This is a genomic window from Faucicola mancuniensis (genome assembly GCF_046523945.1).
Classification (GTDB): Bacteria; Pseudomonadota; Gammaproteobacteria; order Pseudomonadales; family Moraxellaceae; genus Faucicola; species Faucicola mancuniensis.
In genome coordinates this window covers 2165186-2190276 of record NZ_CP171363.1, presented here as the reverse complement: position 1 = coordinate 2190276, position 25091 = coordinate 2165186, and the positions used below count along the sequence as shown (strand labels likewise).

The window sequence follows — 25091 nt, the reverse complement described above, 5'->3', positions numbered from 1 at the left end:
ACCGCTATTCTTTTTAGTAGTAAGCCTAATATACAACAAAAAACCCACCTTGTAAAGCAAAATCACCACCTAAAAGATTGACAAAAACGCAAATTGTTATTACAATTTGATAAAAACCACCAACCACATTAAAATGAAAATCACCTACGACCCAGACAAAAATCAAAAAAACATTGACGAACGCCAACTTAGCTTTGACGAAGCCATCAACTTTGACTTTTTAACCGCCAAAGTAAAAATTGACAACCGCTTTGACTATGGCGAAACCCGCTACATTGCCGTAGGCTTTTTGGGAGAGCGTTTACACGTCTTAGTATTTACACCTACACCAGACGGTTTGCGTGTCATCAGCTTTAGAAAAGCCAACAAACGAGAGATAAAAAACTATGAACAAACATTTAATCAATGAACATGGCGAAGTCCGAGAACTCACCCAAGCAGATTTCACAGACTTTGCACCAGCAACCGATATATTACCAACCGAATTTTTAAACATGGTAAAAACTCGTGGCAAACAAAAAACACCGACAAAATCCCTAACCAGCATTCGCCTAGATAGCGATGTCATAGATTATTTCAAACAACACGGCAAAGGTTGGCAAACACGCCTAAACAATGCCCTGCGTGAATACATCGCCACACAGCCAACCGCCTAAAAATAAAGCAAAAAACCCACCTTGTAAAGTGGGTTTTACTCATCTTCCCCCACCACATCATAATCCCCAGTTTCCGCCATTAACTCAAACTCCCTTAACCGCTGTTTCAACTCTTGATTAATCTGTTGCCGTTTCACACGCTCCATTTCATCCAACTGCTCCAACGCTTCAAACGTTGCCATGCGTTTTTGTTGTTCAGATTCTTTGAAATCATCAACCGTAATCCCGCACACAACAAATTCCTGCTCAGCTATCATCTTTTGACTGGCTGTTAGTTGGTTTAGCGTTCGGCTCAACGTTTCAGATATAACAATCACCTTTTGAATTTTTTCACCGTCAAACTCTGGGTCAAGCCCATGCAACATATTCACCGTATCAATCGTACTATCCTGTAAATCCCCTAACTGCTCAAGGCGTTTTCGGTGCTTTTGGATAATCTTTCGCTTTTGTTCAGCGTTTAATACAAGGCTGTCCATTTCTCGTTCAATTTTGGTTTTTGCGTTCAAAACCGCCACTGGGATAACCTTGTTATTTCCTTTATTGTCTTTATTTTCAACTGATTGCGTGCGTTCTTTTTTGCGTTCTGTTTTTTTTAACTTGCTCTTTTTTTTCCAGTTTTCTTTTTTTGCCTTAGTCGCAACAGCAGATTTTGACGCTGGTGCATTCTCTTCGCCAAAAATTTCAATCAATTTTTCTACCAATTCAGAATAAGAAATATCAGGTGTATTTTCCCATATCGTCCTTGCCGTTTCCCATACTTCGCTTGCAATCGCCATAATCACCCCACTTAAGCAACAGCTTCAACAGTAGGTGTTGGCAATGGCAAACTATACTGATGCTGCTTATCAATATCCACAAGTAACCTATGCTTATCTTCTCTATCCATACGCTCTGCTATCTGCTCTAATTGTGCTTGGATTTGGGTTTGTTTTTGGGCTTGTCTTACGTTAATTTTTCTAATAATATATTCAAGGTGAATTAATAGATGATGTAATGTTTCATCAGATTCTTTTATTTTTTGGTTGTTTATAATCAAATAGTTAGAGATTTTTTCACAGCATTTTACCAACTCTAAATGTTCGTCCTTATCTACTTTTTTAATCACATCAGTGATAGACGTAACCATTTGTTCAATCATTGGTTCAAAATAATGCCGTGTGTTAATCAATACATTGTTAATATGACTGGCATAAATATCATTAATCGGTTCGCACGATTTACCCAAAATATAATCCGTACTACAGCCGTAAAGGTCAGATAATATCAATAACATATCAATGCTAATATCTACATGACCGTTTTCAATCTCACTGATACGGTTTCGGTTATTATCAATCCCCCACACCTGCTCCATAACCTGTGCTTGTGTGTAGCCAGCTCCGATACGAGCGACCTTTAGATTATTTCCCAACAATTTTTTTCTTTGTCGTTGTTGATTTTCGGTAAAATACCGTTTTGTTAATTTTGTTCTTTTTTCGCTCATTTTTTTTCACCAGTTAATTATTACCATACCGTCCAAATTCTAGCCGTCTATTTGCCTGTATCGTCCGCCATTGTTCAAATTTTAACTCACTTGCTTTTATAGAAAACTGTAAAAAAGTTTCTTTTTCCACCGCAATTTTTAAGGCTTCTAATATTTGCAAATAATCCTTATGACTATAAGCATAGCTTTCACGCTCTTGGGCTGTTTTTAGCTTATCGCTTGCTTCTTGTATCAGCATGGCTTTTTTGGATTTACGAAATTCTTCCAAATACACTCTTTCAGCCTTTGCCTGTGCCAGCTCTTTTGCCTTATCACGGATAAATGCCAATGCACGCTCAACCTGTTCATCTATCGTTTGATTTGCCACCATACCAACCCACCGTAATACACAATCCAACCTATTGTTGAGTAAATTTCCGTCATGTCCCCACCGTACCGCCCAACCGCTTAAACCGCTTAATAAACTCATTATAATCAATCGTTTGCGGTTTATCATCGTTTAGTTTAAAAGTAACCTGCCGTGTTGCATGGTTGATAAATCGTCCAAAACATTGTAAGCGTGTTGATACGCTTGATAATGCAAATCATGTCTATCAACAACTTGCTTATCTCTTTCTTTTTTTAAATATGCTAAGATTTCGTTCTTATTCACAAATCACACTCCCACTGATACCGCTCGTTTTTCTTAATTGACATATAATCTTTTAGCGTATTGACCGCTTCATCGTAGCCATAACAAACAACCGCCTTGTAGTTTTCAGCGTTTAGCATTTCAAGCCGTTGTTTTTGTTCTGTTGATGCCCTGCCTTTGGCTGTTTTTAGCTCAATTCGTAAGCCATGATAACCTTGCCTTGCAATATCTAGGATTAAGTCAGGATAGCCCCTTTTAACGCCCATACGCTTAAATTTTGCACCTTCTCGGGCGTTTCTTTGTCCACCATTAGGGCTATGGTGTAGATAGTCAGCTAAGGTTTTGTCGTTGTATTTGACGTAGCTTGCCCATGTCATGATGTTGATTTGTATGTCATCTTCGCTAAAGGTCTTTTTTGCGATTGGGGTTTTAAGCCTTGTTGCTTTGTGGTATTTCATGACTTTCTACGTCCTAGCATTTCTTTGATTTCTTTGATTTTTTGATTGACAAATTCATCATCAGCGACAATGCGTTTTTGTTCAATCTGATTGCTAACTGGGATTGTAAAATCCGCTCCGTTTGCGTGTTCTTGACATACTTTCGGATAGATTTCTTGCCACGCTTTCCAAGTTATGTTTTCGCTTTTTGTTTTCAATTCCCAAAATCCTACACGTTTTGCCGTTTCATAAATCACAGCATGAGGATATTCGCCGTTTGCCGAGTTCATATACGCTTGCCGAATATTTGGGTAATTTTGTTCAATCGGTTTTCTTACCAATGCCAAAAACTCTTTGGCGTTATTCGGTGGAAAATCTAAATCAACACTCAATGATTTTGCTAAATCAAACTCGTGTTTGGTGATTTTCTTCATTGTCAAGTAATTCGCCCAAAGTATCACTGTGTCCGCTTCCCATTCACTAGGTTTTAGTTTGTTTTTAAACCACAGCTTCCATTGGGTGAACATCTGTCCAATCGCCATGATTAATTGTTCGCTCGGCTCTACGCTGTTCAATGTATCGTTGAAGTCCTGCTTCAAGGTTTTTGGCGTATTCTGCGGTTGTAGGTTGTTTTGCATGGTTGCTAAAGCTTGATTGATTGTTTGCATGAGTTTTTCCTGTAAAATTTTTCTGTGAATCACGAATTATCCAATCACGAAGTTTATTTTTTCTCAAGGAATTGGTAGCTAACGGCTTACCGATAATCGCTTGTTCTGCATAATAAATTTTCATATCGCTAACATGGCGGTCATAATCAGATTGATTTAGTTGCCCTGTAAATCCTGCGGTAAACAACATACTTCGCATTTCATCAAGGGTTGGTTGATTCCAGTCTTGAATATCCTGTGCGTTGGCTTGCTTGACCTGTTCTGCTTTTGCCAAAACTTCATCAGCCGATTTTTTTTGCTCGCCTGCGTTAGAGAGAGAGTTATTTATATTGGTTATTGGTTTATGGTTATTGGTTATTGCGTGAGTTTGTGCAGTTAATTCCGTTACACTTTGCGTTACATCATGCGTTACGTCATTCATATTTTGCGTTACATCATCTGTTACGTCAATATCATGTTTTTTGCATAAAGCCTGTAATTCTGCGGTTTTGGTGCGTGTATTAACATTCTCACCAACTGCTTTTAATGCGTTTATCATTATTTTATTGCGATTGCGTAACGCTTTTGTTCTGTTATTTTGCGTTACGTCATGCGTTACGTCATGCGTTACGTCATTCATATTTTGCGTTACATCATCTGTTACGTCATTTTGCTTTTTGTGTTGATAATTACGCACTTCTTTATTAATGCGAGTATGATGATATTTACCATTTCTTTTATGGAAAAATTCTGACAGCACATTTTCAATCGCTGTTTCATCATCAATCATTAACCAGCGTTTTATTTGCTCCACACTATCAAATGGTTTTTCGTTGAGATAATACCAATCAATCAACGACCGATAGATATAATGTTCTATCGGTGTCAAGTGGGCAGTTTTTGCCCGATAATCTTTAATGTTAAAATTGTAAAAGTGCATCAATTCACCGCCTTAGCAAACTCTTTAGTTAATCGGCTCATACCCTTTGGCAAAATAAAAAACTCAATCTTTGTATAATTAAACGGTTCACCGCTAGGTTTAACACCGTCCACTTCTTCATACTTTGTCATGCAGTAGCCACGTTCTTGGCTGTAGTGGGTTGATGCACGGCTTTTATTGATATATCTATCCCAGTTGTTATCTCGTAGCCATTTTGCTAATACTGGCTGTTTGACGTTTAGGATTTTGCACGCTTGCTGAAATTTCACACCGTCAGCCGTGTTGGTTACGTTGTCAATGGCTTTGGTTAGTATTTCGTTTTCGGCAATCAATGCGATATTTTTTTCGGTATAAGACAATAGCAAATCTCGTAATACAATCGGATTTTCAAGGTTTAACGGTTGCTTGGCTTTTCGCTCACACTCAATAAAATATTTGCGTGCGGTTTTGCCTTGCTCGTTGTTTTCAACCATGGCTAACTCTTTTGCCATATCAAGACTGATGTAGTAGTCAATCGGCTGGAAGCCTTGATTTATGCCTACGCCATTTTTGGCGACACGAACATAATCTACATTCTCTGTAAATTCATACTTAACAATTCGGTCTTTTATCCAATTTGAAAAATCACGACCTACTTCTAAAAACCCATGCAACTCACGAGCGTTTACCGCTTGAATCAGTTGGGAATTTTCTTGCACTTTTGGTAAATTTGTCATATAATAATTCCTACTTTGTTTAGTTTGGTTGATAAGGCTTATCTTCGGATAAGCCTTATTTTTTACGCCATGCGATACGCCACCACAGGCGTTTTTGCACCTTTAATCGTAACTCTGTCTTTCACCATGACACATTGTTTGACATGATTTTCGCAATGAGTTCTCACGGTTTGCGATAGCTTTTTGTTCTCAATCTGACTTGGTATTAGATAGCGATTTTTTGCAAAGTGCTTTTTGATTTTGTTTTCAAGCGTCATTATCAATTCAGAATTTTGCCAAATGCTGTTGTCAATCAAGCATGGCTCATCTTTTGGTCGGTCGCATGGATTTTGCCAGTTGTTGGCTTTCTTCCATGCTTCAATTTCTTCTTCGCTAAAGCTGTTTTGCTTTGGTGGTGTGTAGGGTTTAATCATAGCTCTCTCCGCTCTCAAAAATCTCATCGTTCTGTAGATGACCGATTGCATTTAGGGTATCTTGTGCTTGTCGGTAACGATTTTTTAACTCTTTTTCTATCAACTGATGCACCCACTCGCTAGGGCTACAATCATCTGCATAGGCAAGATTTTTGACAGCCAGCTCATAGTCATCAGATAGATGTACCGTTATTTGACCTGTTTTTTTACTCACTTGAATTACCCACCAATGGAGAAATCAATGATTTATCAGCTTGTAATTTATGGTTTGTTTGCAGTTGCAATAAAGATTGTCTATCAATCGGTATGCCATTTTTCGCCCATTTTCCGATTGTCACTTTTGACAAATCTAAGGCGTTAGCGACATGAGCATTTTTTGTAACTCCAAGATATTTTTTTATATCATTTACATTCATGTTGTAAACCTTAATTAATTTAATGGTAAATAATAGTTTACTACAAGTAAATTACTTTTTCAACAATTTACTTTATCATAAGTAAATCTAAATTAACTGGTGATATTATGAGTACATTATTGCGAGAAGAAATTGGTCAAAGAATTGCCAAACGTATGAACGATTTAAACTTATCTGATGTTGATGTTGGTAAAATCGTTGGCGTAAGTAAAGTTTCAGCAGGAAAATGGCGTAAAGGCGAAGCCGAACCGACAGGCTCAAATTTAACAAAATTAGCCAATGCCTTGCAAACTACGCCAGAATGGCTCGCAACAGGCAAAGGCGAAGTAAAAGAAATCGGCTTTGTCAATGTGGATACCGACCTACCACCACAAAAACTAGCCCCAGTTATTAACTGGGTAAAGGCAGGATTGCCAACCGAAATGGGCGAAAATGAATGGGATAAATACGAATACTATACTGACAAAAACTATGGCGATATCGTCTATTGGCTTAATATTATCGGTGATAGCATGGAGCCGTTATTCAGCGAAAACGATATGATACTCATTGACCAAGAGAGAAAGCCAAACGCAGGACAATACGTCATCGCACGAGTAGCAGGACAGGAACAAGCCACATTCAAAAAATTCAAACCCTGTGGCTATGATGAAAAACTAGGTAAGGAATATTTTCAGCTTGTACCGCTAAATGACTTTTATCCGACACTAGACAGCCGATTTACCGATTTTGAGATTGTGGGGGTTGTGGTGGAGCATAAAAGAATATTGGTGTAGCTGTTGACAGATTTGAAACTTTTAGACGTGGGAGAAATTAAAACAAATGACAAACAATAGATTAATCACTGTAAACCAAATACCAATCAGCGTATCAACAATCAACGATGATGACTACATCAGCCTAACAGACATGGCAAGATTTAAAGGTGAACAAACAGCAGACATCATCAAAAACTGGCTACGCAACAAAGATACACTCTTATTTTTGGGAATATGGGAACAAATTAACAACCCAAATTTTAAACTGGTCGAATTCGACCAGTTTAAACAACAATCAGGCTCAAATGCCTTTGTACTATCTCCAACAAAATGGGTAGAACAAACACAAGCCATAGGCATCCGTAGCAAAGCAGGACGTTATGGCGGTACATACGCACATAAAGACATTGCTTTTGAATTTGGCTCATGGTTAAGCCCAGAGTTTAAACTTTACCTAATCAAAGAATTTCAACGCCTAAAAGAACAAGAATACAACACACAATCAATAGAATGGCACGCCAACCGAGAACTAGCCAAAATCAACTATAAATTACAAACAGATGCTATACAGCAAAACCTATTACTAGAAATTGACAAATCCGCACACGCCAATATCTATGCAACAGAAGCTGATATGCTAAATATGATAATATTTGGCAAAACCGCCAAAGAACACAAGCAAACAGGTGAAAAAGGCAATCTAAGAGATACCGCCACACCACTACAAAACGCCATAGTCGCAAACCTAGAATTTCTAAATGCCATGCTAATTACACAAGGCATAGAACAATCTGAACGCTACAATATGTTAAAAGCCCAAGCAGAACATATGAAAACCACACTTCAAAATAACCCAACAATCAAAAAACTAACCTAAAAACAAAAAGCCCTGATAAAATCAGAGCTTTTTGCCGAATAGGAATTACGCTTATGCTACCCGTTCCAGTACATTTACTATACCATAAATTTTAAAAACATCAAGAAAATTTTATAAAATCACCTTAGCGGTGATTTTGCATATAATACACATACATGGTAAAATACAATGACCTACAAATCTGATGAAATAATCACTATGCCAAAAGAACACTTTACCATAAAATATGACGGTGAAACACTGCAAAACCATGAAATGGACGTTGCAGTACTTGCACCTGCGTTGATGGCAATGAGTGAACTGGTAAAATACACATCAAAAATAGCCAGTGATGGTCAATATACAGCTACGCTGAATGTGATAGGGAACATCAAATCAGGCTCTATAGAGATAGAATTAAGCACTCAAGCTGTCAATCTTATAGACCAGATGCGAGATATATTAGCTGGTAATAATGCCACAGCATTGGCTAATCTGTTCGGCATTACAGGTGGTATTAGTGGTATTATTGGTTTAGTGATACACCTTATCAAAAAATATAAAGGCAACGCACCGACACACGCCGAGCCTGTTGGCGATGACATCAGACTGACATTCAATCAAAATGTTGAAATCATTAATATCCATGTTTATCAGCTTTATATTAATTATGAAGTACGCCAAGCTATATATGACACACTAAAACCACTTGAACAATCAGGCATAGACCAGTTTAGCCTTATCAAGCAAGATAACCAAAGTGTAACCGTTACAGATACCGAACTTCCATATTTTGCACCAACAAATATCACCAAGCTATTAACTGATAATACAACAACAAAAACATTGGTTATAGAAAGTATCACCTTTAAAGAAAAAAATAAATGGACATTTAATGATGGGCAAAATAGCATAAAAGCGATTATCCTAGATAATGATTTTTTGACCGCTGTGGATAATGGCGAGATACGCTTTGCCAAAGGCGATTGGCTGAGTGTCCAGATACGCACATTGCAGGCTGAAGAAAACGGAAAACTAAAAACCACCTATGAGATTATCAAAGTCTTAGAACATATCAAGCGAGAACAATATAGACTAGATATCTAGCCTAGCTAATTACATTGTCAAACCACCCCTAGCGGTGGTTTTTTTACGCCCCTTTTGGGGCTTTTTTTATGCCAAAAATTCCACGTTTACAAATTGGTTACAATTTAAGTAAATTATAATTAACTTTTTTATTGACATAGTAATTAACTTTGGGTAAACTATAATTAACTTAAACAAGATGATTGTTTAACCAACTCAATAAAAACAGATACAACCATAAGCTAGTTACTTATGCTGTAAAGCGGTGCAGAGAACCGCAAGCTAATCAGCTATTGCCCATTTAAACAAGTGGGCAATGACGGATTAACTGACAACTATTCGGATTTTCCTAATAGTTAAATTTTAGGCAAAAAAATACCCTTGCAGACCGTTAAATCACAAGGGTATTTTCACAACTGGAGAGCATATTATGCCAAACATTAACGACAAAATCAATGATGTTAAAACAAAATACATTGACAAAGGTTTGTTTACTTTGATTGTCAAATATCAAGAGTTTAAAAACTACGCAATACTTCAAAAAGTAACAATCGCAAAATGCAATGGGGTTAATTTCCCATTGAGCGATAACGAAGATGCAATGGAATTCGCCAAAATCTTACAAGACGAGATTGGCGTAACAGTGTATATCAGTGAGTTGCATAGACAAAACCCAAATGCAACGGCATTTCAACTTTTCAAACTAGCATACGATGAGTACGCCAAAAACTGTGAACTAGACGACCTAGACGAGCTAGACCAAAAGGGTGTAGTAGCCTACCCATAGGAGCAGATATGAAAACATCAGATTCAATCTTTTTTGCTATTGTTTTTATCATCATGTTAGCTTTTTGCTACATGGCAATAGACTCAATGGAGCAACAAGCCAAAGCAGACCATGACCTAGTACAAGAACACAAAGCATGGCTACAACAAAATCAAACAAAATACTAAGGAGCATATCTATGACAATCGCAATCCCAACCAAAAACCTAAGCCGTGAAGACTGGCTAAAACTTCGCCAAAGCGGTATCGGTGGCTCTGACATCTCAGCAATCATGGGCGAAAACCCATACAAAACTGCTTACGACCTTTACCATAAAAAAGTGGCAGAAGTGGTAGCGGAACAAATGAGCGAACCTGCCTACTGGGGAACAATTCTTGAAGATGTGGTCGCCAAAGAATACGCCAAACGCAATAACTGCGAAGTTGTCGCCCTAGACTGCATGATACGTCATAGCCAATATGAGTTTGCCATTGCTAACATTGATAGAGCGGTAGGCAATGAAGTAACCATTAAGGACGGTGTATTGATAGCCGACAAACTGCTAGAAATCAAAACCGCAAGCGAATACATGAAAGACAAATGGGGTGATGAACAATCCGACCAAGTGCCTACCCATTACAACCTGCAATGTCAGTGGTACATGGGCATTACAGGGATTGAAACTTGCGATTTAGCATTGTTGTTAGGGGGTAACAAATATCGTCAATACACCATAAAATTTGACCCTGAACTATTCGCCATGATGATAGACGTTGCCAAAGACTTTTGGGAAAACAACGTACTAGCAGGGGTAGAGCCAACACCGACAACCCTTGCCAACGCAAAGCACAAATACGCAAAGGCATTGCCTGATAGCACGCTTGAACTCTCCGAAAATGACGATGACAACATCGCTATCATAGACCGCTACATTGAGCTAAAAGACCAAGCCAAACAACTGGATAACGAGATTGAACACGCCCAAATTGAGTTAATCAATCTTATCGGTGAAAACGAAAACTTAGCGGTTGGTGGTGAAATCGTACTGACCTATAAGACGAGCAAAGGACGAGAAATGTTTGACAAAAAAGGCTGTCTCAACGCCTACCCAGAACTGGCAGACCGATTTAACCAATTTACCAAAACTGCCAAACCAACCAGAACCCTAAAAATCAAATAAGGAGCAAAACCATGAATGAACTACAACTCGCCCCAAGTCAAGGCTTTATGACCCCAAGCAACCTACAAGAAGCCATGCAACTAGCCGAAATCTTAGCAAGCTCGGACATCGTGCCAAAGGATTATCAGCGTAAAGCAGGTAATATCCTTGTTGCCATGCAATGGGGAGCGGAAATCGGCTTAAAACCACTACAAGCCATGCAAAACATCGCAGTCATCAATGGTCGTCCGTCTATTTGGGGTGATGCCATGCTTGCATTGGTGCGTGGTAGCGGTTTGCTTGAATACATCAACGAAACCCTAAGCGATGACGGCAAAACCGCAACTTGCACGGTCAAACGCAAAGGCGAAGATGAAGTTACATCAACTTTTTCAATGGACGATGCCAAACAAGCAAACTTACTTGGCAAACAAGGTCCTTGGATAAACTACCCAAAACGTATGCTAAAACTGCGTGCAAGGGGTTACGCATTGCGTGATGTGTTCCCAGATGTGATTAAGGGAATGGGTTATGCCGAAGAAGAGCAAGACCGCCCAGCCGAACCCAAAGACGTAACACCGCCAACCACCAAAAACACAGGCACAAAGTCAATCAAAGACCGTATCAAAGCCAAAAACCAAAAAACCGAAACGGTACAAGCAACAGAAACAGTACAGGCAGATGACTGTTACGACATACAGCCAGTCCTAGATGAAATCGCAAGAATAACCACCCTTGAACAAGTTAATGGTGTAGGCTTGCAGATTAAAGAATTGATTGACAATCCAAATATCACTATATGCGGAGATGATACGAACAGATTGCGTAACGCACTAACCGACAAGCGTGGCGAAGTGATTTTTAATGATTGTATGGCTAGTATTCGCAATGCAACTTTGGACGATGCGGACGATTTTCGCCAAAATTTATACGATATCAGAGATAGACTGGGTGAAGAGCGTTTTGATATTGTCATGAATGCACTTGATGAACATTTAAACGAATTAGTTGGAGCATAATATGAGTTTTGCAAAAATAACGCTAAAAGGTCGCTTAGGTAAAGAGCCTGAATTAAAACAAGTTGGACAATCGCAGGTTTGCAAGCTATCTGTAGCAACAAGCGAACGTTGGATAGACCAACAAGGCAACCGCCAAGAAAAAACCACTTGGCATAATGTAGAGTTTTGGGGAAAACAAGCCGAAACGGTCGCTAAATATTTTCATAAAGGTGATGAAATTGTCGTGTTTGGCAATGTTACATCTGATGAATGGACAGACCAACAAGGGCAAAAACGCACCACCCAAAAGGTCAAAGGTTATGAATTTGACTTTGTTGGTAGTGGACAAAACAATCAACAGCAACCACAACAACAATGGGGTAATCAACAACAGCAACAATGGCAGAACCCACAACAACCACAACAGTTTAATAACGGTCAGCCAATACCCCCTGCGTATCAAAACTACCCACAGCACGCACCGCAGAACCCACAACAGCAACAGCCGTTAATGCCACAAGCAGGGGCGGTGGACGATGAAGTGCCGTTTTGACATTTAGCCTGACATTTTTAACCACAAATCCACGCTAATTTATTGATTTAATTTGATAAATTAGCGACATTTTTTAGGACATGATTAAACAATTTGACAACCGCTAAAAAAAACGCTAATATAGGCTATGGTCTCAAAAGCCTATTATCAAGCGGTAATCACCCCGTCAGTGTGAATTTTTTATGCCTAAAAAAAGTTAATCCGATACGCTTTTTGCATAAAAAGCCTAATCCTTTTTGATTATGGTAAACGGTGCGAAGAAATAAGCCGAGCAATCGGACGAATAATTCCGCCTGCCTTGATACAGGTTTTGAGCCGTTTACCGCCCTAAATACTCCGCACGGTCAAATTGACCGTACGAGAAAAAAGGGTAAATTTAACCACTCAAAAAGGTATATCAAGATGAAAGCACTTACTTTTCAAAACATCACTTTAACCCCAATTAAAACTGATAGCCAAATTTGGCTAACTTCTGGCGAGTTGGCAAAAGCTCTTAATTATGCTGACCAAAGTTCAGTTAATAAAATCTATGACAGAAACGCTGATGAATTTAGCGATAGCATGACTGCTCTTATTCCTAATCCACAAATGAAAAATGCTAAAATTCGCATTTTCTCCCTGCGTGGTTGCCACTTGGTTGCAATGTTGTCAAAAACCAAAATCGCCAAAGCATTCCGCCAATGGGTGCTAGATATTCTGGACAAAGAAGTCGGACAACCAAAAATCGAACGTATCACCATTTCGATTGAACAACAACAAGCAATCCGTCAAGCGATTGCCCAACGTTGCAAAGACAACAGCCTACATTATCAAACCATTTATACAGCCATGTATGAACACTTTGACATACCACGCTACAACGAACTATTAGCGATTGACTTTGACAAAGCCATTAACTTTATCAACACAATCAACATCGCACCGCAACAGGACAACAGCGAATACAACGCCAAATGGCGAATGGTCGGACTACTAGAATACAACCGTATCAGCCACGAAATGCGAGAAATCGGACAACTCATCAACGAAATCAACAACCGCTTTCACCGCCTAACCAAAAGCACAGGCTTGGTCTATGACGCACTCAATGAGCAACGCATACCGACCACCGACCCAAAACAACGCATGGTAGAAGCCAAAACACTCATAGAGCATAACCACGCCCTAAAAGCTCGCTACCACTAACCCCAAATCCCAAACCCAAAAAAAACCTTGTCTATCACACGATAGGCAATGGCTTTTTGCACCCAAAAAACGGAGAAAATATGTATGAAATCAAAAACTTAAACTGGCAAAAACACAACGGCAATCTAATGGCAGCCGAAGGCATGAGCCACGATTACACAATACAGTTCGACCAAAACAAAGTTAAACTGTTTTGCGTACGAAAAGGTGAACGCCAAGAAGTGTTTGACTTTCAACACGTCCAAGATGCAATGGACGATGCAGAGCGACATCATCGCTATCACGCAAAACGATTTTTGAAACAAATCAAAAAAATTAGAAATAGGAAACCGTTCGCCCTGAGCTTGTCGAAAGGTCGGTTTCCACTTCGCTTTGCTACGTCTTGCGAAGCAGTGCTTCTCAGGTTCGACAAGCTCACCACGAACGGAAACTTTGTCTTAATCCTATTCTAATTCACTATACTTGCTGATGTTGCCCCCTTGCGGTGCAAATTGGCAAGCATTCATCTTAAAAATCTTAAACACGACCGCACCGTCCGCCACGATGGGGCTGTCCGCTACAACGGAGTAATCGCACAATGGCACTAATCAAAGAAACCACCGAATGGGTAGAAAATATTTACCTAATTGAACCTAACGACCCCGTAGAAGGGGGCGAAGATGGCATTGATAATATCCCTCATCAACAGCTTGCCAATCGGACTGCTTTTTTGAATAAAAAACGCCAAGAGCAAGAACAAAAGACCCAAGAAATTGACGACAAAGTCAATAGCTTAACCACCCAAGTAAACGAGATACAAGTTACCATTCAAAATGGTGGTAACAACCAATCATCGGGCGACCTTGATACCAAACTTACCCAAGAAATCCAAAACCGCACCAATGGCGATACCCATTTACAAAGCCAAATTGATGTCTTAAAAGAACAGATAGCACAGCTTTTGGCGAATGGTGGTCAGAATAATGGTGGTGTAAAGACTCCTGTATCAGTAATTATGATTGACTTAGACACTGCTTATTCTGGTCATGATAATCACAACCCATGGGGCATGAAAGTATCAGCATATGCAACCTTGGGCGGCTTTATACCTGTAATTGGTGGCGATCACACATTGACGGCTTATCATGAGGCAACTATTACTATTCCTGATTGGGTAACGGATAGTTCTCAGGTCACCATAACTATTACAAACAAAGTTGTAAATGATGCTGAAAATTACATCACACTAGATATTCCTAATCACAGAATTAACATTAGAAAAGCCCAAAAAGGTTTGCCACCAAATGAAACTGCACACCCAGCAGGGCGAGTGAATGTAACTTTTTATAGATAAAAACAGGGCAACGGCTGTCTGCTGGAATATTCAGCCGTTCCCCATTGATAGCAAGCGTTATTGACGAAAACACACACGATAACTGCGTGCAAATCAAAATTGACAAGCTAAAAAGCGTTATCAAAGAACAGGATAACTGGGTGAATGTAAATGATAAACTGCCGAATGACGGTGATATTGTCTTAGTTTATCGCAATAGCTACAAGCACGGTGATATGGTGTGTACTTGTGGATATAGCAAAGATACAGGGTTTGTTAATATTGCAGGTATGGTGGGTAAAACAGACAAAATCAGACACTGGCAACCACTGCTACAGCCACCAAAGGAGCATGACAATGTTTAAATTTATTAAAAACTGTATTAAAAGGCTGTTTTCACCCTTTCAGACAAGCCGAAAGATTGAAAAACCGCTGGACACAAAACTGGTTTATTGCGACAGCCAAAACCAACTGATTGAAATTGATAAATACCGTAACAAATTCATCTTTCGCACGCATGACGGCTGGAATGAATGTATTTTTACAATCAGTAGTAAGTATGAAATTGAAAAAATTGTAGATTTTATAAGGGATTAAGCATGAACACAGAGATTGATATAGCTACCATGTTATTTCTAAGATACAAAAACCCAGTTGTATCACTAGAAACTATACTGGCAGACTATTTGCCACACATGAACCAAAAAACAGCAGGAAGAAAAGCGAAAAACTGCCAATTACCCTTTCCAGCATTCCAAACAGGGGGTGGTGGTTGGTTTGTTAATTTGGTGGATTTTGCACCCTATCTTGAGCAACAAAGACAAGAAGCAAAAAGAAATTGGGAAAATATGCAATGCTCTATTTGAATAAAAGCCGATTGTTTAGCCAAATATCAGGCTGTTCAATCGGCTTTATTTTTGCACCAAATTTGCAACACAACATTATAAAACACTCATAACTTATTGATAGTTATATATTTTATTTTTTATTCATTCCGACCTGCCATCGGGGCTAGTATCAACCGATTGGCGATGGTTTCATTGCCGATTTGTAGAGGTGTTAAAAGTGGGTGGGTGTTGTTGGTTGGTTGGTTTATCATAAATTTGTTTAGTTTTTATGTTAAAAATGGGGGTGATTTTGGTAAAATTTGTTTATTTTAGCATATTATGAATAAAAACCGCCCAAATGGACGGTTAAAATTAAGCAAAATCCAAAAAATCAGTGTAAATGTAACTGCCGATACCGCGATAAAGCATTAAATACCAACGACTGATTGGGTGATTTGCCAAGCTCATCGCACATAGCAAGATATTCATCAACCGCATTTTCAAAAGCGGTTGATAGCTGTGGGGGGGGGTTATCTATCACGGTTTTATCTTGATTTTAATCTTTTATTGTCATACATCTTACACAAAAAACCACTATTTTTCAATGTCATGCCCGCTAGTAAAACCCAAACTGACAAATTTTATCAGTTTAAAATTGTATGGTATAATGACACAATTTTAACCACGATTTAACCAAAAATTAGGAATAGCGTATGTCTTTAGCTCTGATTATTGACGATGAAGTTGATTTGTGCCGATTGATGCAAATGACTTTAAAAAGAATGCAGATTGACAGCATGGTCGCATACGACTTTGCCACCGCCAAAGAATTTATTTTAAACCATGAATTTGATTTTTGTTTGACCGATTTGCGTCTGCCAGACGGCTCTGGACTTGACATTGTCAAACTCATTACCGAACATCAACCAAACACGCCTGTGGCGGTAATTACCGCTCATGGTAGCATTGATTTGGGGATTGAAGCGTTAAAATTGGGGGCGTTTGACTTTGTGAGTAAGCCTTTAGAGTTGCCACGTTTACGCCAACTGGTTGAAAATGCGTTAAAAGTCACCCAAGACAAACACAATCAAAGCCAAAATAATACCGCACCGCCAGACCCATTTGCAGGCAAGCTCATCGGTCAGTCTGTGGCGATTGCCAATCTTAAACAAACCATCCAAAAACTCGCTCGTAGCCAAGCCCCCGTATTTTTGTGGGGCGAATCTGGCAGTGGTAAAGAAGTCGTTGCCAAGCTGATTCATGAATTAAGCCCACGAGCGTCTGCCAGTTTTGTCCCTGTCAACTGTGGTGCGATTCCGTCTGAATTGATGGAAAGTGAATTTTTTGGGCATAAAAAGGGCAGTTTTACAGGGGCGACCAGCGATAAAGAAGGTTTATTTCAACAAGCCAATGGTGGCACGTTATTTTTGGATGAAGTGGCGGATTTACCGCTTGCTATGCAGGTCAAATTACTGCGTGCCATTCAAGAAAAAAAGGTGCGACCGATTGGTGGTACGCAAGAAATCCCTGTGGATATTCGCCTACTATCGGCAACGCACAAAGATTTGGCAAAATTGGTGGAAAAGGGTGATTTTCGTCAAGATTTGTATTATCGTATCAATGTGATTGAAGTCAAATTACCCAGTTTGAACGAGCGAAAAGATGATATTCCGCTGTTGGCGAACCATTTTTTGCGCTTGATTGCCAAAGATTGGGGGCTTGAAAACCCTGTCACCCTAAGCGACACCGCCAAACAAGCCTTGCTACAACACAACTATTCTGGCAACGTGCGAGAGCTTCGCAATATTTTGGAAAGGGCGATTACGTTATCGGACGGTCATTTGATTGAAGAACATCATTTGAACCTAAAAAATACCGCAAACAGCGAAACAAATTTGGCGATAAATATTGAACCACCTAGCCCATTTGTTAATCATGTAGATACCCAACAAAATTTAACAAATACCACATTATCCAATGTTATCAATGAACCTGTGATACCGATAACAACCAAACCCATCGCACCAATACAGCCAGCCGAACCGCCAAAACTGCAAAACGAACCTACTAAAAGTCATGGATTTTTTGGTTATACCACAGGTGTATTTGGTAGTCAAAGCAACCAAAACACGTCTGTGAGTATCACCCCACCAAAACGAGCAGAACGCATTATCCAAACTCTACCGCCGATTATTGGTAAAATCATGCCGTCCATCGCTCATCAGCAAGACACTCAAAAAGAGCAGTCGTTGGCAAATAAACTGTATCCAGACGGTACTGGCTTTGATGAATTACCGCCTGAAGGGTTGGAAGAATATCTGAACGAACAAGAACGCCGTCTTATCGTTACCGCACTGCGTCAAGCCGATGGCAACAAAACTAATGCCGCCAAAAAACTAGGTATGAGTTTTCGCTCATTTCGTTATCGTATGAGCAAATTGGGCTTGGACGATGAATAAGGGTTGTTGCAAAGATGTTATGAATACAGGTTTTTAAAGATGGGGTAAAGGCAAAGTGGCGTTTTGTAAGTTCTGACATAAATTATCAAAACACAATTTATCATATTCCGCTAACGGCAAACGCCTTGCCACGCCTTGCCAGCCTTGTGTTAATTGGATAAAAGTTTGATTTTTTTCATCTAATATTTGTGAAAAATTTTGGTTAAAATCTTTTGGTAAAAAAGCGACAATGTCAATATCTAAGGTAACTTTCGGTTTGTCAAAATTATTTCTATCATTTTGATTTTCAAGGTTTTTTGTTAAATTTAACAAATTTTGATAAGTGATAGGCTCAAAAAAGTCAAGCCATGTCATTTGGTTATGATATGGCTCGGTGAGTACAATATCGCTTTTTGCGATTTTGCCAAATTTTGCCAAAAAATTTTCAGCATTGGTTAAATATTGCTCATTGACATTGCTCGCTAATGATAGCAATGTCTGTTTTAGCAAAAAATCTAATGGTGAGTTTGGCATACTTGTCGTTCTTTAACTTAAATAACTTTTTATACAAACTTATTATACAAACTTATTATACAAACTTACAATTTTGGGCGTATTCAATACGCCCCTACCTTACGATAAAAATTGCAATTATTCATCATTTTCACTTAAGTTATTTTCGTCTGTCAAATCAGCACTTTCATCACCAATCTCACTATCTAAAAGCTCGCCCTCATCTTCGCTACTGCCTTCCACACAAGCGACTGATACCAATTTTTCATCATTGATTAAACGAATTAGGGTTACGCCTTGAGCGTTACGACCTGTTTGGGCGATTTGTGCGACAGGTGTGCGTACAAGCGTACCACCGTCTGAGATTAACACAATATCGTCCGCATCAGTTACCGCAATTGCTTGCACTAACTCGCCATTACGCTCTGATGTTTTAATTGCAATCACACCTTTACCACCACGACCTTTCACAGGGAAATCGTCAATCGCTGTGCGTTTGCCAAAACCACGTTCACAGGCACATAGCACTTCGCCATCTTTTGGTGCAACCACAAGCGACACCACACGGCTGACCGCAACCACGCTATCATCGGCTTCGTCTGTGTCATTGTCGTTGTCAATATCAGCATCTTCTTCATCAAGGTTTGCATTGGCAAGCAAGGTTACACGCATACCACGCACGCCTTTGGCGGTACGTCCCATCGCACGGATTTTTTGCTCGTCAAAACGAATGGCTTTACCTTCATTGCTAAACAACATGATTTGTTGCTCACCATCGGTAATCGCCACGCCAATTAGCGTATCACCATCGTTTAAATCTAGGGCTTTTAAGCCGTTTGAACGCAAGTTTTTAAACTGCGAAAGTTGTACACGTTTTACCATACCTGATGCGGTGGCAAAGAATACAAAACTATTTTCGTTTTCTTTATTGTCTTCGGTAATTGGCAAAATAGCGGTTACTTTCTCATCACTATCTAGCGAAATCAGATTGACAAGCGGACGACCACGAGAGCCACGAGACGCAATCGGCACTTCAAACGCTTGCAAGCCAAACACACGCCCACGGTCAGTAAAAATCATCACATGATTGTGCGTAGATGTTACGACCATGTGGTCAATCACGTCATCTTCTTTCATGGCGGTGGCGGATTTGCCTTTACCACCACGTTTTTGGGCGACATAATCGGTAATCGGTTGCGTTTTGGCGTAACCTGTGCGAGAAACCGTCAAAACAATGGTCTGTTCTGGGATTAAATCGGCACGGCTAAAGTCGCTACGGCTATCCACGATTTCCGTCTTACGCTCATCGCCATAATTTGCCAAAATTTCGTTTAATTCATCTTTAATTACTTGCATAAGTTTGTCAAAATTCGCCAAAATGCTTTGTAGTTCAGCAATCAACGCCAAAATTTCTTTAAATTCGTCTTGAATTTTACCTTGTTCTAATCCTGTCAATTTATGCAATTGCATATCCAAAATCGCATTGACTTGGTCAGGTGATAGGCGGTATTTAGTATTATTGTTAATCAAACCAAACGGTGCGTTTAGGTCTTCGCCTTCAATAATTTCTGGGCGAATTGAACTGCTACCTGCTGACTCAAGCATGGCAATCACGCCACCCGATTGCCAAACATTTGCTAACAAATTATCACGAGCTTCTTGGCGGTTTTGCGATTTTTTAATCGTTTCAATAATTTCATCAATATTGGCAAGGGCAATCGTTAAACCTTCCAACAAATGTCCACGAGTCAACGCTTTTTTGAGTTCAAAAATTGTTCTACGAGTCACGACTTCTTGGCGATGACGGATAAAGGCGGCGATTAAATCTCGCAAAGTCATCATTTTTGGCTGACCTTCATCAAGAGCAACCATATTAATGCTAAAGCTAGATTCTAGCGGTGTTTGCAAAAACAAATTATTGACAATCACTTCGGCATTTTCGCCACGTTTTAAATCAATGGCAATTCGCATACCGTCTTTATCGGATTCATCACGAATTTCGCTAATGCCTTCTAATTTTTTATCACGCACCAATTCGGCAATTTTTTCAATCAATTTTGCCTTGTTGGTTTGATACGGAATTTCGGTAAACACAATGCGTTCACGGTCTTTATTTGCACCGCTTGCCGCCATATTTTCAATATGATATTTCCCACGCAAATGCAAACGCCCTTTACCTGTGCGATAAGCGTCCACAATACCGCTACGCCCATAAATAATACCGCCTGTCGGAAAATCAGGACCCGAAATATGCTGCATTAAGCCTTCGCCTGTAATCTGCGGATTGTCGGCATAGGCTAAACAAGCATTGATAACTTCGGTCAAATTGTGCGGTGCCATGTTGGTCGCCATACCGACCGCAATCCCTGTCGCTCCATTGACAAGCAGGTTTGGAATACGAGCAGGCAACACAGATGGCATCTGCTCCGAGCCGTCATAGTTCGGCTCCCAATCCACCGTATCTTTGTCAAGGTCGGCAAGCATTTGGTGCGTGAGTTTTTGCATACGCACTTCGGTATAACGCATCGCCGCAGGTGGGTCATCGTCCACCGAGCCAAAATTCCCTTGACCATCAACCAGCATATAACGCATAGAAAACGGCTGAGCAAGGCGGACAATCGCATCATAAACGGCTGTGTCGCCATGCGGGTGGTATTTACCTATGACATCGCCCACGACACGGGCAGATTTTTTGTAGGGTTTGTTATAATCGTTTGACAGCTCGTGCATGGCGTACATGACACGGCGATGCACAGGTTTTAAGCCGTCTCGCACATCGGGCAACGCACGAGAAACAATGACGCTCATGGCATAGTCAAGATAGGATTGTTTAAGTTCATCTACAATGCCAATGGGGCTGATTGAGTCGGTGATCATGTGCGTTCCTTAAATTGTTTTAACAACTTGTTTAACCAATTTTTTGTGCAAATTTACTACAAAACGTTTTTAAAATATTTTTAAAAAATGTTTAAAAATACGCTTTAAATATGAGAAAAATTTTGTCAAAATATGGCAAAATTAAAAAGCGACATTATAGCATAAATTGTTTAAAATTGCTTGTTTATTGTGGCAAAATTCAATCAAAAGTTGTGCGGATTGCCACCGACTGGGCGACCAATGAGCAAGAAGTGAATGAATTGATTAATTTGTTGTAGTTAAAACGACCAACTTATTCAAACATCATCAAACCGAGTACAATAATCGCTCGGTTTGGTAATATCCAACTGCCAACACGTCTCACCACGAGCCAAATATTTCACCTCAAAATGCGTGCGTTCGCTATCGGTCGGCACTTGACTTTTGAGCGTTGGCAATTGCCAAATGTCCACCGATTTTTGATACGCCTCATCAATATAATCAGCGATATTGCTCGCCAACGTGATTTTGCCATTGGGCTGTAACCGTGATAACAAAAACTCAAAAAACGGCATATTCAGCCAGCGTTGGTTTGGATTGTGCGGTTCTGGATTGGGGTATAAAATAAAAATCTGTGCCAAACTTTGCTTTGGCACACCATGCACCGCCCAAGCCACCGCATCGGCATGAATTACCGTCAAATTGGCGAATGTTTCGGCATTGGCAACTTTTTGCATGGCGACAAATTTTTGTTCGGTGCGTTCAATAGCAATCAGTTGAAAATTTGGATTGTTTTTGGCAAATTGTAAAGCGTGCTTGCCCTTGCCTGCCCCAATTTCCAAACAAATATTATTAACATTTATTTGCCAAAAATCGGACGACATCGGCAAAAAATCTCTGGGTGGCTGAATTTTGTCAAGTTGAAACAAGCGTGAAAATTGATGGTTAAAAGTCATTGGTTTGGCTCGGCAAAAAAGTGTTATAATAGCAATTTTAACGCAACATTTTAACCTTTTTATCCATTTTTTCAAAATTAAAACTTATGACGACCGAAACAATCCAACAATACCCCTGTCCGCATTGCAAAAAATTGACCACTTGGCAAAATAATCCGTTTAAACCATTTTGTAGCGAGCGTTGCAAACTGATTGATTTGGGGGCGTGGGCAAACGAAGATTACAAACTGCCAACCAATGACACGCCGTTTAGCGATGACATGAACAAAGAATCATTTGATTAGCAATAAAAAAGGCGTATCAATAACGCCTTTTTGTTTCGTTGAGTGCAAGACTTTAGTATATGATTATTTAACCACAGGCACAGGAATGTACAATACTTGACCTATTTTTAACAAACTGTCTGTTTTTAAGTGGTTAAACTCTGCCAATGTACCCAAGGTAACATTATTTCTATTTGCCACACCGCCCAATGTGTCTCCCGGTTTTACAACATATTTGACGCTGTCTAATTTAAGCGGTAATGTCGTTGGTTTGGCAGTTTTTGATGTGGTATTTGTTGTTTTAGTCGTTGTGGTTTTTGTTGTAGTGGCTTTGGGTGTGGTTGTTTTATTTGTTTTAACGCTCGCTTCTCCTTCGGTCGTCTTTTTTTCTACCAAATCTCGCAAACTGGCTTCAACTTCTGGTACGTAAAGTGTTTCACCCTCTTTTACTTTGTACAAAACGTCAACGTTGTTCACTTTTGCCAACTCAATGGCTTTAATATTATAACGATTGGCAATGCCCAAAAATGTATCACCTTTTTTGACAGTATAAGCAATATTTCTGCCTGTAAATTTTTTGGCTGGTACAGATGTGGTTGTCGTTGTTACCGCAGGCACGACCAAAATTTGCCCCACACGAATTTGGTCAAAATTGGCATTCAAACTTGGATTTAATTCAGCAAGAACAGTTGGCGTGGTGTCATATTTTTTTACAATAGTGCTAAGATTATCGCCACGTTGCACAGTATAACTGGTTGTCGCCCCTGTATAAATTCGTGCTGTACTATCATTGATAAGCAACAAATCCCCTGTCCGAATGCTATCAGGTGATTTAATGTTGTTTATATCCATCAACTTTTGTTGGCTAACGTTATATTGTAAAGCAATACTGCCCAATGTATCACCTGTTTTCACACGATAGGTTGATGTCGAAAAACCGCTCACACTTATAGAGAGCATCATAACGCTCATTATCGTTTTAGTAAAAAAATTTTTCAACATAGCATCTCTCCTAATGTTGTAAAAGTATCAACACCAACCTATAAAATTTTGTTAATTATTTAAAAAAGATTGGCAACAAAAGATTATATTACCTTTTATTGCCATTGTAACAAATTTGTTACAAAAATCAAACGCTATTTTTCTCAAACTGTTGCATAAATCCGATTAAATCATTAATCGCTGTCAAATCAACAGCATTATAGATACTTGCACGCATACCGCCCACACTCTTATGACCTTTTAAGTTCAAAAGTCCTGCGTTAGTCGCTTGTTCTAAGAAAGTTTTATCAAGCTCACTATTTGCCAGTGTGAACGGAATATTCATGATAGAACGGTATTTTTTATCAACAGGATTTTGGTAAAAATCGCTATTATCAATAAAATCATACAAACGTTTGGCTTTTTCAAGGTTTTGTTGATAAATCGCTTCCACGCCACCTTGTTCTAATAACCATTCAAATACCAAACCTGACAAATACCAAGCAAATGTTGGTGGTGTATTTAGCATAGAATCATTTTCTGCTTGATTGAGATAATTTTGGGTATTTGGACAAATCGCATTGGCTTTACCCAACAAATCTTCACGAATAATCACAATCGTCAAACCCGCAGGTCCAATATTTTTTTGAGCCCCCGCATAAATCATGCCAAATTTGCTCACATCAATCGGACTTGACAAAATATTGGACGACATATCCGCAATAATCGGTGCGTCCACGTCTGGCACGTCAAACAGCGTCACGCCATGAATGGTCTCATTCGGGCAATAATGAAAATAATCCGCACCGTCTGACAACTGCCAAGTAGCGCGGTCTGGCACGGTGGTGTAGTTGCTATCTTTTGATGAAGCGACCACATTAATTTTGCCCAGCCCTGCTTCTTCGTAGCGTTTGGCTTCGGTTAGGGCTTTTTTTGACCAAGTCCCTGTTTCTAAATAATCGGCTGTGCCATGTAACAAATTCATCGGAATTGTTGAAAACTGCAGGCTCGCCCCACCTTGTAAAAATAAGACTTTATAATTATCTGGAATTTTCATCAAAGTGCGTAAATCTTGCTCAGCTTTTTTGGCAATTTCCATAAAAGCGATACTGCGATGGCTGATTTCCATCACTGATGAACCACCATTTTTCCAATTTAACAGCTCGGCTTGTGCTTTTTCAAGCACCGCTGTTGGCATGGTGGCAGGGCCTGCACAAAAATTGTGAACACGTTTGTCAAACATAA

General features: G+C 39.5%; 37 protein-coding genes. 19 read left to right on the top strand and 18 right to left on the bottom strand.

The window, feature by feature from the left end; translation table 11 throughout:
- Positions 1–133 precede the first annotated feature (133 nt).
- A complete protein-coding gene (locus ACGTJS_RS10845) occupies positions 134–409 on the top strand; it encodes a BrnT family toxin (RefSeq protein ID WP_410472075.1) in 276 nt (91 codons plus the stop codon).
- Positions 387–656: a BrnA antitoxin family protein gene (locus tag ACGTJS_RS10840; RefSeq protein ID WP_410472074.1), complete on the top strand. Its 270-nt coding sequence runs from the start codon at positions 387–389 to the stop codon at positions 654–656. The genes ACGTJS_RS10845 and ACGTJS_RS10840 overlap by 23 nt, the downstream gene beginning before the upstream one ends.
- 35 nt (positions 657–691) lie before the next feature.
- Here ACGTJS_RS10840 and ACGTJS_RS10835 read toward each other — a convergent pair whose 3' ends face one another.
- The 11 genes from ACGTJS_RS10835 to ACGTJS_RS10785 all read right to left on the bottom strand — a co-directional run bounded on the left by ACGTJS_RS10835 (position 692) and on the right by ACGTJS_RS10785 (position 6339).
- Entirely contained in the window at positions 692–1432 is a 741-nt protein-coding gene (locus tag ACGTJS_RS10835; protein ID WP_410472073.1) for a hypothetical protein, read from the bottom strand.
- A gap of 11 nt (positions 1433–1443) precedes the next feature.
- Positions 1444–2139: a helix-turn-helix domain-containing protein gene (locus ACGTJS_RS10830; RefSeq protein WP_410472072.1), complete on the bottom strand. Its 696-nt coding sequence runs from the start codon at positions 2137–2139 to the stop codon at positions 1444–1446.
- A 13-nt stretch (positions 2140–2152) separates the two neighbouring features.
- The gene (locus tag ACGTJS_RS10825) at positions 2153–2608 is read right to left on the bottom strand and encodes a hypothetical protein (protein ID WP_410472071.1); all 456 of its coding nucleotides are present in this window, start codon (positions 2606–2608) and stop codon (positions 2153–2155) included.
- Between the two features lie 30 nt (positions 2609–2638).
- Positions 2639–2791, bottom strand: coding sequence for a hypothetical protein (locus tag ACGTJS_RS10820; protein ID WP_410472070.1), 153 nt, complete (start codon positions 2789–2791; stop codon positions 2639–2641).
- On the bottom strand, positions 2788–3228 hold the full coding sequence (locus ACGTJS_RS10815; RefSeq protein WP_410472069.1) for a VRR-NUC domain-containing protein: 441 nt from the start codon (positions 3226–3228) through the stop codon (positions 2788–2790). Before ACGTJS_RS10815 ends, ACGTJS_RS10820 begins: the two co-directional genes overlap by 4 nt.
- Entirely contained in the window at positions 3225–3641 is a 417-nt protein-coding gene (locus tag ACGTJS_RS10810; protein WP_410472068.1) for a hypothetical protein, read from the bottom strand. The genes ACGTJS_RS10815 and ACGTJS_RS10810 overlap by 4 nt, the downstream gene beginning before the upstream one ends.
- Before the next feature lie 64 nt (positions 3642–3705).
- Positions 3706–4794 carry a DUF1376 domain-containing protein gene (locus tag ACGTJS_RS10805; protein ID WP_410472067.1) on the bottom strand — a complete coding sequence of 363 codons (1089 nt, stop codon included), beginning with the start codon at positions 4792–4794 and terminating at the stop codon, positions 3706–3708.
- A complete protein-coding gene (locus ACGTJS_RS10800; RefSeq protein WP_410472066.1) occupies positions 4794–5510 on the bottom strand; it encodes an antA/AntB antirepressor family protein in 717 nt (238 codons plus the stop codon). Before ACGTJS_RS10800 ends, ACGTJS_RS10805 begins: the two co-directional genes overlap by 1 nt.
- A gap of 62 nt (positions 5511–5572) precedes the next feature.
- Entirely contained in the window at positions 5573–5923 is a 351-nt protein-coding gene (locus ACGTJS_RS10795) for a hypothetical protein (RefSeq protein ID WP_410472065.1), read from the bottom strand.
- Positions 5916–6137, bottom strand: a complete 222-nt coding sequence (locus ACGTJS_RS10790; RefSeq protein ID WP_410472064.1) for a hypothetical protein — start codon at positions 6135–6137, stop codon at positions 5916–5918. The genes ACGTJS_RS10795 and ACGTJS_RS10790 overlap by 8 nt, the downstream gene beginning before the upstream one ends.
- On the bottom strand, positions 6130–6339 hold the full coding sequence (locus ACGTJS_RS10785) for a Cro/CI family transcriptional regulator (RefSeq protein WP_410472063.1): 210 nt from the start codon (positions 6337–6339) through the stop codon (positions 6130–6132). Before ACGTJS_RS10785 ends, ACGTJS_RS10790 begins: the two co-directional genes overlap by 8 nt.
- Before the next feature lie 107 nt (positions 6340–6446).
- Here ACGTJS_RS10785 and ACGTJS_RS10780 point away from each other — a divergent pair, with 107 nt between their 5' ends.
- The 10 genes from ACGTJS_RS10780 (at position 6447) to ACGTJS_RS10735 (ending at position 14152) form a co-directional block, all read left to right on the top strand.
- Complete coding sequence (locus ACGTJS_RS10780; protein WP_410472062.1) at positions 6447–7115, top strand: LexA family protein; 669 nt, start codon at positions 6447–6449, stop codon at positions 7113–7115.
- A 46-nt stretch (positions 7116–7161) separates the two neighbouring features.
- Entirely contained in the window at positions 7162–7974 is an 813-nt protein-coding gene (locus tag ACGTJS_RS10775; protein ID WP_410472061.1) for a KilA-N domain-containing protein, read from the top strand.
- 168 nt (positions 7975–8142) lie between these two features.
- Complete coding sequence (locus tag ACGTJS_RS10770) at positions 8143–9060, top strand: hypothetical protein (protein WP_410472060.1); 918 nt, start codon at positions 8143–8145, stop codon at positions 9058–9060.
- Between the two features lie 409 nt (positions 9061–9469).
- The gene (locus ACGTJS_RS10765) at positions 9470–9826 is read left to right on the top strand and encodes a hypothetical protein (RefSeq protein WP_410472059.1); all 357 of its coding nucleotides are present in this window, start codon (positions 9470–9472) and stop codon (positions 9824–9826) included.
- Between the two features lie 8 nt (positions 9827–9834).
- Positions 9835–9993, top strand: coding sequence for a hypothetical protein (locus ACGTJS_RS10760; protein WP_410472058.1), 159 nt, complete (start codon positions 9835–9837; stop codon positions 9991–9993).
- 11 nt (positions 9994–10004) lie between these two features.
- Positions 10005–10985 (top strand): YqaJ viral recombinase family protein, encoded by a 981-nt coding sequence (locus ACGTJS_RS10755; RefSeq protein WP_410472057.1) that lies wholly within the window; start codon positions 10005–10007, stop codon positions 10983–10985.
- Between the two features lie 11 nt (positions 10986–10996).
- The gene (locus ACGTJS_RS10750) at positions 10997–11983 is read left to right on the top strand and encodes a recombinase RecT (RefSeq protein WP_410472056.1); all 987 of its coding nucleotides are present in this window, start codon (positions 10997–10999) and stop codon (positions 11981–11983) included.
- Between the two features lies 1 nt (position 11984).
- Positions 11985–12515, top strand: coding sequence for a single-stranded DNA-binding protein (locus ACGTJS_RS10745; protein WP_410472055.1), 531 nt, complete (start codon positions 11985–11987; stop codon positions 12513–12515).
- A 252-nt stretch (positions 12516–12767) separates the two neighbouring features.
- A complete protein-coding gene (locus ACGTJS_RS10740; RefSeq protein WP_410472054.1) occupies positions 12768–13700 on the top strand; it encodes a Bro-N domain-containing protein in 933 nt (310 codons plus the stop codon).
- An 80-nt stretch (positions 13701–13780) separates the two neighbouring features.
- Positions 13781–14152 (top strand): hypothetical protein, encoded by a 372-nt coding sequence (locus ACGTJS_RS10735; RefSeq protein ID WP_410472053.1) that lies wholly within the window; start codon positions 13781–13783, stop codon positions 14150–14152.
- Here ACGTJS_RS10735 and ACGTJS_RS10730 read toward each other — a convergent pair.
- Positions 14144–14278 (bottom strand): hypothetical protein, encoded by a 135-nt coding sequence (locus tag ACGTJS_RS10730; RefSeq protein ID WP_410472052.1) that lies wholly within the window; start codon positions 14276–14278, stop codon positions 14144–14146. The genes ACGTJS_RS10735 and ACGTJS_RS10730 overlap by 9 nt on opposite strands.
- Between ACGTJS_RS10730 and ACGTJS_RS10725 the strand changes: the two genes are divergently transcribed.
- From ACGTJS_RS10725 to ACGTJS_RS10710, 4 genes are read left to right on the top strand one after another with little or no spacing between them, the layout of a single operon-like run.
- Positions 14278–15033, top strand: a complete 756-nt coding sequence (locus ACGTJS_RS10725; protein ID WP_410472051.1) for a hypothetical protein — start codon at positions 14278–14280, stop codon at positions 15031–15033. The two genes, ACGTJS_RS10730 and ACGTJS_RS10725, sit on opposite strands and share 1 nt — an antisense overlap.
- A 44-nt stretch (positions 15034–15077) precedes the next feature.
- Positions 15078–15377, top strand: a complete 300-nt coding sequence (locus ACGTJS_RS10720; protein WP_410472050.1) for a DUF551 domain-containing protein — start codon at positions 15078–15080, stop codon at positions 15375–15377.
- Positions 15370–15609, top strand: coding sequence for a hypothetical protein (locus ACGTJS_RS10715; RefSeq protein WP_315043283.1), 240 nt, complete (start codon positions 15370–15372; stop codon positions 15607–15609). Before ACGTJS_RS10720 ends, ACGTJS_RS10715 begins: the two co-directional genes overlap by 8 nt.
- 2 nt (positions 15610–15611) lie before the next feature.
- On the top strand, positions 15612–15878 hold the full coding sequence (locus tag ACGTJS_RS10710) for a pyocin activator PrtN family protein (protein WP_315043282.1): 267 nt from the start codon (positions 15612–15614) through the stop codon (positions 15876–15878).
- Between the two features lie 352 nt (positions 15879–16230).
- Here ACGTJS_RS10710 and ACGTJS_RS10705 read toward each other — a convergent pair whose 3' ends face one another.
- Entirely contained in the window at positions 16231–16380 is a 150-nt protein-coding gene (locus tag ACGTJS_RS10705) for a hypothetical protein (RefSeq protein ID WP_410472049.1), read from the bottom strand.
- 172 nt (positions 16381–16552) lie between these two features.
- On the opposite strand from ACGTJS_RS10705, the gene ACGTJS_RS10700 reads away from it, so the two are divergent.
- Positions 16553–18298: a sigma-54 dependent transcriptional regulator gene (locus ACGTJS_RS10700; protein ID WP_315043280.1), complete on the top strand. Its 1746-nt coding sequence runs from the start codon at positions 16553–16555 to the stop codon at positions 18296–18298.
- A gap of 33 nt (positions 18299–18331) precedes the next feature.
- Here the strand turns inward: ACGTJS_RS10700 and ACGTJS_RS10695 are convergent, their stop codons facing one another.
- Both ACGTJS_RS10695 and gyrA read right to left on the bottom strand, forming a co-directional pair.
- Positions 18332–18811, bottom strand: a complete 480-nt coding sequence (locus tag ACGTJS_RS10695) for a hypothetical protein (protein ID WP_315043279.1) — start codon at positions 18809–18811, stop codon at positions 18332–18334.
- Positions 18812–18928: 117 nt separating this feature from the next.
- Positions 18929–21667, bottom strand: coding sequence for a DNA gyrase subunit A (gyrA, locus tag ACGTJS_RS10690; RefSeq protein ID WP_410472048.1), 2739 nt, complete (start codon positions 21665–21667; stop codon positions 18929–18931).
- A gap of 110 nt (positions 21668–21777) precedes the next feature.
- Here gyrA and ACGTJS_RS10685 point away from each other — a divergent pair, with 110 nt between their 5' ends.
- Complete coding sequence (locus tag ACGTJS_RS10685; RefSeq protein ID WP_410472047.1) at positions 21778–21945, top strand: hypothetical protein; 168 nt, start codon at positions 21778–21780, stop codon at positions 21943–21945.
- An 18-nt stretch (positions 21946–21963) separates the two neighbouring features.
- Here ACGTJS_RS10685 and ACGTJS_RS10680 read toward each other — a convergent pair whose 3' ends face one another.
- On the bottom strand, positions 21964–22602 hold the full coding sequence (locus ACGTJS_RS10680; protein ID WP_410472046.1) for an SAM-dependent methyltransferase: 639 nt from the start codon (positions 22600–22602) through the stop codon (positions 21964–21966).
- Positions 22603–22688: 86 nt separating this feature from the next.
- Here ACGTJS_RS10680 and ACGTJS_RS10675 point away from each other — a divergent pair, with 86 nt between their 5' ends.
- Positions 22689–22886, top strand: a complete 198-nt coding sequence (locus ACGTJS_RS10675; RefSeq protein WP_410472045.1) for a DNA gyrase inhibitor YacG — start codon at positions 22689–22691, stop codon at positions 22884–22886.
- Positions 22887–22949: 63 nt separating this feature from the next.
- Here ACGTJS_RS10675 and ACGTJS_RS10670 read toward each other — a convergent pair whose 3' ends face one another.
- Both ACGTJS_RS10670 and serC read right to left on the bottom strand, forming a co-directional pair.
- Entirely contained in the window at positions 22950–23828 is an 879-nt protein-coding gene (locus ACGTJS_RS10670) for a LysM peptidoglycan-binding domain-containing protein (RefSeq protein WP_410472044.1), read from the bottom strand.
- Between the two features lie 166 nt (positions 23829–23994).
- Entirely contained in the window at positions 23995–25089 is a 1095-nt protein-coding gene (serC, locus tag ACGTJS_RS10665; RefSeq protein ID WP_315043721.1) for a 3-phosphoserine/phosphohydroxythreonine transaminase, read from the bottom strand.
- Positions 25090–25091 lie beyond the last annotated feature (2 nt).